The following is a 2,145-nucleotide window of genomic DNA, read 5'->3' on the forward strand; positions in this document are numbered from 1 at the left end:
GTTGTATGACTGGTGAATGTGGTACATGTTCTGCGGAAGTTCTATCTGGATCTATTGAGAATGAACATGGGGAGATTGTGAACTCTGGAAAAATTTTAACTTGTAAATCTAAGGCTAGGTCCGACATACAGCTTAAAGCTAAATATTATCCTGAGCTTTTGAATATTAAAAAACAGACGCTGCCATGTAAAGTAACTAAATTTGAATATGTAACAGATAATATAATAGTAATAAACTTTCGTTTACCACCCAATGCAAATTTTGAATACTTGGCTGGTCAATATATAGATTTGAGCTTTAAAGGTGTGAAACGAAGTTACTCTATAGCTAATGCTAATATTGCGACAAAAGAAATTGAAATACATATACGAAAAGTGCCAAATGGAAAAATGTCAGCAATGATTTTTGGGCAAGTTAAAGAAAATCAGTTAATGAGAATGGAAGGGCCTAAAGGCACCTTCTTTATCAGAGATAATATTAAACCTCTTATTTTAATTGCTACGGGTACTGGTATTGCCCCCATTAAAGCGATTGTTGAGAAACTTATACATTCTGGAGATGAAAGGGAGATTCATATATATTGGGGTATGCAATACAAAGAAGAACTCTATTGCATAGAATTGTTAGAATTATCTGATGCTTATGAACATATATATTTCACTCCAGTTTTATCTCGTGAAGAAACTTATAAAGGTTGTAAAGGTTATGTTCAAGACATTGTTTGTGAAATTTTCGATTCTTTAGCAAAATATGAAGTTTATGCATGCGGCTCACTTAACATGATTAATGATGCAGCCCAAAAATTCAAAGAAAGGCAGTTACCATCAGATTCTTTCCATTCTGATGCATTTACTCCCGCAAAATAGGTTTTAATTTTGGAGAAAAAAATGAAAGCAGTTATTTTAGCTGGTGGTTTAGGAACTCGTTTAAGTGAAGAAACAGCACTAAGACCTAAACCTATGGTTGAAATTGGTGGTAAGCCAATTTTGTGGCATATAATGAAAATGTATTCCGCACATGGTATTAATGATTTCATTATCTGTTGTGGCTATAAGGGTTACGTTATTAAAGAGTACTTTGCTAATTATTTTTTACATATGTCAGACGTGACCTTTGATATGAAAGAAAACGAAATGAAGGTGCATCATCGACGAGCAGAACCATGGACTGTGACTTTAGTTGATACTGGTGATAACTCTATGACTGGCGGACGTTTAGGTCGTGTTGGTGAATATCTAAAAGACGAGAAAGAATTTTGTTTTACATATGGTGATGGTGTTTCAGATGTGAACATTACTGAAAGTGTTGCTTTTCATCGAAGCCATGGAAAAAAAGCAACTTTAACAGCAACATTCCCTCCAGGGCGTTTCGGAGCATTAGACATTACAGCGGGGAAAGTTAATAGCTTTCAAGAAAAACCGCGTGGTGACGGAGCAATGATTAATGGTGGTTTTTTTGTCCTATCTCCTGAAGTGCTCAAATATATTGATGGTGATAGTTGTACGTGGGAACAAGAACCTTTAAAAACATTAGCAGAAGATAATGAACTAATGGCCTATGAACATAATGGTTTTTGGCAACCAATGGATACACTACGTGATAAATTACATCTTGAAAATCTTTGGGAATCAGGCAAAGCACCTTGGAAAATTTGGGAGTAAACGATGAATCCAAATTTTGGCAAGGTAAAAAGGTTTTTGTGACCGGTCATACTGGGTTTAAAGGCAGTTGGCTATCACTATGGTTGCAAGAAATGGGCGCAGTTGTTAAAGGATATGCATTAGCGGCGCCGACAACACCAAGCTTATTTGAAGAAGCAAATGTTGCAGAGAAAATGGTGTCAGAAGAAGGTGATATTCGTGATTTTTTACACCTTAGAGAAAGTATACAAAACTTTAAACCTGAAATCGTTTTTCATATGGCTGCTCAACCATTAGTGCGCCAATCCTATGATGACCCAATAGAAACGTATTCTACTAATGTAATGGGTACAGTTTACCTATTAGAAGCTATTAGACAAATTGGTTGTGTTAAGGCCGTTGTTAATATCACCAGTGATAAATGTTACGAAAACCGTGAGTGGGTATGGGGATATAGAGAAGATGAAGCTATGGGTGGATATGATCCCTATAGCAACAGTAAAGG

Annotated in this window: 3 protein-coding genes; all 3 read left to right on the top strand. The window is 35.9% G+C overall.

Annotation, left to right across the window (positions count from 1 at the left end):
- Window positions 1-866 (top strand): FAD-binding oxidoreductase (locus tag H5202_RS21085; RefSeq protein ID WP_182773781.1); only part of this gene is annotated, 866 nt, incomplete at its 5' end.
- 21 nt (window positions 867-887) lie between these two features.
- Window positions 888-1,661, top strand: coding sequence for a glucose-1-phosphate cytidylyltransferase (rfbF, locus tag H5202_RS21090; protein ID WP_182773782.1), 774 nt, complete (start codon window positions 888-890; stop codon window positions 1,659-1,661).
- Window positions 1,643-2,145, top strand: a 503-nt coding sequence (locus H5202_RS21095; protein WP_182773783.1) for a GDP-mannose 4,6-dehydratase, incomplete at its 3' end; no start/stop codon positions are given. The genes rfbF and H5202_RS21095, both read left to right, overlap by 19 nt.

The sequence above is a fragment of the Shewanella sp. SG41-4 genome (assembly GCF_014164505.1).
In the GTDB taxonomy this organism is placed as follows: Bacteria; Pseudomonadota; Gammaproteobacteria; order Enterobacterales; family Shewanellaceae; genus Shewanella.